Source organism: Anabaena sp. CS-542/02 (assembly GCF_028331085.1).
GTDB lineage: Bacteria > Cyanobacteriota > Cyanobacteriia > Cyanobacteriales > Nostocaceae > Anabaenopsis > Anabaenopsis arnoldii.
This window is the reverse complement of sequence record NZ_JAQMTM010000053.1, coordinates 24162-31044: the sequence shown is the minus strand read 5'-3', so window position 1 is coordinate 31044 and position 6883 is coordinate 24162. Positions and strand designations below refer to the sequence as shown.

General features: G+C 42.3%; 4 protein-coding genes. 2 read left to right on the top strand and 2 right to left on the bottom strand.

Annotated features, from left to right (window positions below; translation table 11 throughout):
* Together PN447_RS05610 and PN447_RS05605 are read left to right on the top strand one after the other, a co-directional pair.
* Window positions 1–2959: SGNH/GDSL hydrolase family protein (locus PN447_RS05610; RefSeq protein ID WP_271761505.1), on the top strand; the 2959-nt coding region annotated here is incomplete at its 5' end.
* Between the two features lie 658 nt (window positions 2960–3617).
* A complete protein-coding gene (locus PN447_RS05605; RefSeq protein WP_271761503.1) occupies window positions 3618–4826 on the top strand; it encodes a GNAT family N-acetyltransferase in 1209 nt (402 codons plus the stop codon).
* Here PN447_RS05605 and queA read toward each other — a convergent pair.
* Both queA and prmA read right to left on the bottom strand, forming a co-directional pair.
* A complete protein-coding gene (gene queA, locus PN447_RS05600) occupies window positions 4801–5934 on the bottom strand; it encodes a tRNA preQ1(34) S-adenosylmethionine ribosyltransferase-isomerase QueA (protein ID WP_271761507.1) in 1134 nt (377 codons plus the stop codon). The two genes, PN447_RS05605 and queA, sit on opposite strands and share 26 nt — an antisense overlap.
* Before the next feature lie 11 nt (window positions 5935–5945).
* Window positions 5946–6842: a 50S ribosomal protein L11 methyltransferase gene (prmA, locus tag PN447_RS05595; RefSeq protein WP_271761501.1), complete on the bottom strand. Its 897-nt coding sequence runs from the start codon at window positions 6840–6842 to the stop codon at window positions 5946–5948.
* Window positions 6843–6883 lie beyond the last annotated feature (41 nt).

Below are 6883 nucleotides of genomic sequence, written 5' to 3'. Positions count from 1 at the left end.
GGGAGAGGGTATAGCTAAAGAGGAGTGGTATGATTATATTTATCTATCCACTGATGACATATGGGATGATAGCGATCGCTATGTGTCCAGTTTCTGGGCTGGTAATAGCCCCTTGGCAATAGATGGAAGTTACAGCTTAACAGGCAATATATTCATTCCCTATGATGTAGCAGCGGGGAATTATCATCTGTTAGTAGTGACAAATCCTGACGATTATTACTACTACAACCGACAATATGAAACAGATCAGACTAATAATACCCTTGCAGTTACCATCACCATCAACGAAGTTGATTTACCAGATTTAGTCATCACCACCGCCAGCGCACCAGCATCAGGTAACATAGGTAGTACCATAGAGGTATCCTGGACTGTCACTAATCAGGGAATAGTAACAGCACAAACAGATTGGTGGGACGCTATTTACATCTCAGATGATGAGGTATATGATTACTGGGATACTTATGTATCAGATGTATATATTTCTGAGCAAACACCCTTAGCAGCAGATGGTAGCTACACCATCAGCAGTAATATTACTTTACCCAATACAGCTACAGGCAACCGTTATCTGTTATTCCGCACTGATGCTTACTCTTGGAACGGTCAAGTCGAAACAGATGAAACTAATAATACCTTTGCAGTTCCCATTACCATCAACGAAGTTGATTTACCAGATTTAGTAGTCACAGAAGCAACAATTTCCACCAGTACCGCAGGTTGGGGTGAGTCTGTAGAAGTAAGTTGGACTGTAACTAATCAGGGAGAGGGTATAGCTAAAGAGGAGTGGTATGATTATATTTACCTATCCACTGATGACATATGGGATGATAGCGATCGCTATGTGTCCAGTTTCTGGGCTGGTAATAGCGCCTTGGCAATAGATGGAAGTTACAGCTTAACAGGCAATATATTCATTCCTTATGATGTAGCAGCGGGTAATTATCATCTGTTAGTAGTGACAAATCCTGACAATTACTACTACAACCGACAATATGAAACAGATGAGACTAATAATACCTTTACTGCCAACATCACCATTGGGGGAACATCCAATGATACCCCAACCTTAGTGAATCCCATTGACGACATCAGCACCCTAGAAGATGAAAGCTTTAACTTCACCTTCCCAGAAAGCACTTTCAACGATATAGATGTAATTAACCCCTTTAAAAATTTAGTAATCTTCGGTGATAGTCTCTCTGATACTGGTAAGTTATACACTGCTACAGGTAACCTGTTTCCTCCATCGCCAAATTACCAGGGGCGTTTTTCTAACGGTTTAATTTGGGTTGATTATTTGGCCGGTGAGTTAGAATTTGCCCCGGAAACTGTGAAAAACTTTGCCTTTGGCGGTGCTACAACCGGTGAATTTAACAGCAATCCTTTATTACCCTTTCCTATACCAGGATTACTCACCCAGGTTGAGCAATTTATTGATTTAACTGCTACTACGCCTATTGGCGCAGATGGATTGTATGTGATTTGGGCTGGTGCTAATGATTTTCTATCGATTCCAGCAGATGTTAACCAAGCTATCACTGATGCTGTAAATAATATCAGTAGTGCCATCGGCATCTTAGCACAGTCAGGTGCTGAAGAGATTTTGGTAGCTAATTTGCCAGACTTGGGATTTATTCCCGCTTTGAGAAATACTCCTAATGCTCCAGGGGCTACAGCTATTACTACAGGCTTTAATACTGCTTTAAGTGCGGCATTAAACAACTTAGCGCCCAGTTTGAATGTCAATTTATCTTTGATAGATAACTTTGCTTTACTGCAGGAAGATAACAGTGTCCTCCAGGAGTACGGTCTTACTAATTATACTACTCCTCTGAGTAATATCATCGAAACTCTATCTGCGGATGAATATTTCTTTTGGGATGACAGACATCCTACTACTAAAGCTCATCAATTTATTGCGGAAAACTTGAGAAATCAACTGCTGAATCAGCAGGTGATTCCAGATTTCATTACCTATTCAGCCAGATTAGAAAATGGTGCACCCTTACCCTCATGGTTAACCTTTAATCCGGTGACTCGCACCTTTAGCGGTACACCGGGTAATGAAGATGTCGGTACTTTTGATATTACCGTCACTGCTAGAGATACAGCGGGTGAAAGCGTCTCTGACAGCTTTATCCTCACAGTAAATGATGAATTAAGGGAGCGCCAACAAATTACATCATTAGACAATTTAACTGCTACCCCTGGCGGTGATGTATCTATTCCCCTGTTCTACAACACTTCCACAGGTGACAACACCGTAACGGGTATTAGTCTGCGGTTGCACTACAACTCTAATGAACTGAGCTTCCAAGATGTAGGAAACCTCTTGAGTAATAATCTATTTCTTCCCCTATCAGACGGAGATGATACTAGTGACTTTGACAACGACCCGAATACTGACAAGTTTATTCAATTTGGGTATGCTGACTTTTTTGGTAATTGGCCTAACCAAGCTCTACCGTTAAAGTTAGGAGATTTTAACTTTACCACCACTGATAACTTTACTGGAACTCAACTTAATCTTACTTCCGATAATTTAGCCCCTGGTTATAGCCTAGAAGCAGACCCGATTTTAGTCAGTAAGCAGGAATGGAATTTTGATATTGACGGGAATGGAGAAATCAAAGCCCTTTCCGATGGGATTATGATAGTACGCCATCTGTTTGGTGCTTTCCCCGGTGAAAAATTAACTGAAGGTGCGATCGCTCCTAACGCTACTCGCAACCTAGCAGAAATTCAAGCCTACTTACAACAAGGAGTAGATAACAAACACCTAGATATTGACGGGAATGGAGAAATTAAAGCCCTTTCCGATGGGATTATGATAGTACGCCATCTGTTTGGTGCTTTCCCTGATGAAAAATTAATTGAAGGTGCGATCGCCCCTGATGCTACCAGGGATTTAACCCAGATACAAGCACATTTAACTCAGTTCAGCACCGTAATATAGATATCTTCTGAAGGTTGAAGGTTGACTGTTGACTGTTGACTGTTGACCGTTACTCATATCCCCGACTTCTGACTATGATCTTGTCGGGTAGTGATAAATTTTCGTAGAAGTCGGGGATATTGCCCAGGAGAGTCAACGTCCGCGGTCAACGTCCACCGCATCGATCACCCATAGTCAACGCCCACCGCGGCCAGGGGTTAGAAACCCTTGTCTAATAGCTAAAGTCGGATAAATCCGACTGAGTGTTAATTATCACAGGAGAAATATGGTAAAAATCATTGCCTACAGTGTGATCGCCCCTACCACAAACGCGAGGGGTATGGTTGATGGTTGACGGTTGACGGTTGACGGGTAAAGCGATCTGCTGTCTTCTGTAGCGCTAGTGCGATCGCTCATAGTCAACTACTCATATCCCCGACTTCTGACTATAATCTTGTCAGGTAGTGATAAATTTTCGTAGAAGTCCGGGATATTGCCCAGCATAGGTCTAAACCTAGCTTGATCGCTACTTTTCTTAAAGAAATAGCTGCAACCTTTGCAACAAGTCAAGCTATATAATAATATTTAATGTGGCTAAAACCACGTACTCGCTCCACTGCGACTGAAGTCGCCACCGACTTATCCCCATGTCTAAAGCTAGGGGTTTGCGTCTCGTTTTATGGTCAAACAAATCAAACCTAATTACTCTAGTCTCTGGATTAACCACATTGCACAAGTACCCCAAAATGCTTGGGATGCTTTAGCAATACCCCTGAAAACCCCGTTTTTAGAATGGGATTGGCTGAATAATTTGGAAATCTCTCAGAGTGTGACGGCGAAAACCGGATGGTTACCCAATCACTTAACACTTTGGCGAGATGGGACTTTGATAGCAGCAGCGCCACTGTACCTGAAAGGACATAGTTATGGTGAATTTGTCTTTGACCAGCAATGGGCAGAATTAGCCCATCGCTTGGGAATACAATATTATCCCAAACTACTGGGAATGACACCATTTACCCCCGCTGAAGGTTATCGTTTTTTAATTGCTCCGGGGGAAGATGAAGACTACATTACAGCCATGATGGTACATGAGATAGATTCTTGGTGTACTAAGCATGGAATTTCTGGGTGTCATTTTCTCTATGTCGATCCTCAATGGCGCACTGTCCTAGAACGCCAAGGTTTTACCACTTGGTTACACCATAGCTACATTTGGGAAAACCTGGAGTTTAAAACTTTTGATGATTACTTAAAATTATTCAACGCTAATCAGCGCCGTAATATCAAGCGAGAGCGCAAAGCTGTGGAAAAGGTGGGTTTAGAATTTCAACCGGTGACTGGTGATGCAATTCCTCACTCTTTATTTCCTTTAATGTACCAGTTCTATGGTGATACTTGTGATAAGTTTGGCTGGTGGGGTAGTAAATACCTGACAAAGCAGTTTTTTGAACAGCTACACACTAACTATCGCCATCGAGTGGTGTTTTTCCCAGCTTATCATCAGCAAGATCAAGGGCAACCTATAGGTATGTCTTTTTGTTTGTATAAAGGCGATCGCCTATATGGACGCTACTGGGGGAGTTTTCAAGAAATAGACTGTTTACATTTTGATGCTTGCTATTATACACCAATTGAGTGGGCGATCGCCCATGGTATCCAAAGCTTCGATCCTGGTGCTGGGGGACGACATAAAAAACGCCGTGGTTTCCCAGCTACACCCAATTATAGTTTGCACCGCTTTTACAATCGGCGCTTAGAAAAAATTCTCCATCCCTATCTTAAGGAAGTAAATCAACTAGAACAGCAGGAGATAGAAGCCATCAATCAAGATTTACCATTTAGTCAAACTTCCCCAACTGTTAAAATCCCGGAAGAATTAACATAGCATCCCCAAAGGAATAAAAGCGATATTTCCCAGCTATAGCTTGTTGGTATATATTTAACAACCGCTCCCTACCAATCAACGCACTTACCAGCATCAACAAACTAGAACGCGGTAAGTGGAAATTGGTAATTAAACCATCTACTACCCGCCATTGGTAACCCGGATAGATAAATAAATCTGTTTGACCACAGAATGATTGTAAATCCCCAGACTGTGCTGCTCCTTCCAAGGCGCGGACTACTGTAGTCCCCACTGCAATAATTCGACCCCCTGCTGCTTTGGTGGCGCGGATTTGTTCTACTGTAGTGGGGGGAACCGAAATCCATTCTTGATGCATCTGGTGATTAGTTACGTCTTCTATTTCCACAGGGCGAAATGTCCCTACCCCCACGTGTAAGGTGATGAAAGCTTGATTAATGCCGCGATCGCGTAACTTATCTAGTAACTCTGGGGTAAAATGTAATCCTGCTGTAGGTGCGGCGATCGCTCCTGGTTGCTGGGCGTAAACCGTTTGATATTGTTCATCAGCAGCAGTGGATGAGGTAATATATGGCGGTAGAGGTATTTCACCGAATTGCTCTAAAACCTCTATCAAAGGTTTCCCATCGGGGACATCAAAATCTAATAAACGCCCTCCCGTAGCAGGGTCGGTTGCTAAAACAGTAGCAGTTAGGGTACTTGGATTTTGTAGAGAATCTTTAGATGTAAAAAAAATTCTAGATCCTATTTTGAAGCGTTTCCCGGGTTTAACTAAAGCTAACCAACAGTTATATTTTCGTTCTTCCAAAAGCAAAACCTCTACCATAGCACCAGTAGATTTACTGCCATACAGCCTAGCTGGAATTACTTTTGTGTCATTGACAATCAGCAAATCACCAGGGCGTAACAAATCTGGTAAATCTCGAAAAACATGATGTGCAGGTGCGGTTTCGGTAGAGGAATTTACCACTAATAAACGGGAGCTATCCCTGGGAAATACGGGATTTTGAGCAATTAGTTCCTCTGGTAATATATAATCATACCCACTCAATGAGTAGTCTAAACTCACATCTGGTGTTTCTGTGGTAGCAGTTACCGGTAAATTACTATGTCTTATCTGTTGCTCCATTGAATTCATCACTAACTCTGAGAACGCCGCACATTCAGGCAACACCATTCTTTCTTTTTTAACAGGTTATCAACAATCCAACCATTTTGTTCTAAGGCATCAGCCACAGTTTGAGATTGTTCTACTAAAATCCCGCTAAAAATTCCCCAACTACTGGGTTTAGTGATGTTGCTCATTTGTGGAAGCAACTGAATAATCACATCAGCCAAAATATTACAAACAATGCCATCTACTGGTTCTTGTAACCCTTCCATGACCATATCTACACTACCTTCTGCCGGTACTAAGGATTCTGGGCTAATCCGATTCATCTCACGATTGCTCACAGTTGATTGCACCGCTAAGGGGTCAGTATCCACTGCATAAACTTTTTTTGCCCCCAGTAGTAATGCTCCAATGGAAAGTATACCAGAACCACAGCCGATATCAGCAATTAACTGACCACTTTTACCCTGAAAATCCACCTTTTCTAGGGATTCCAAGCATAATTGAGTTGTAGCATGATTACCTGTACCAAATGCCACCCCAGGGTCTAGAAGAATTACTAGGCGGTCTGGTGCTGCGGGTATTGGTAGCCAGGCGGGATTAATCAAAAAGCGATCGCCTATTTTTTCCGGTTGCCAGTATTGTTTCCAACTAGTAGCCCAATCTTCCTCATTGATTAACTGACAACTGAGGGTAGGAATAGGCAAGCCCACACACAGAGCATCTTCATGTAATTGGCTAGAGATCAAGCTTAAATCTAAATCTGCTGTTGACAATTTTGGCAGGTAAGCCTTAACCAGACACAAATCACCTTTACCCTCGCTGGCTGTACCACGGCTGCCAAAATCTTCCAGTCGCCAAAAGATAGAATCTTCCAGAGCTGGATCACATAAAATCTGTAATTCCCACCAACTGTTTGTCATATTTACTTCTGATTTTCAGAAATGAGGCAGGCCTCATTTCT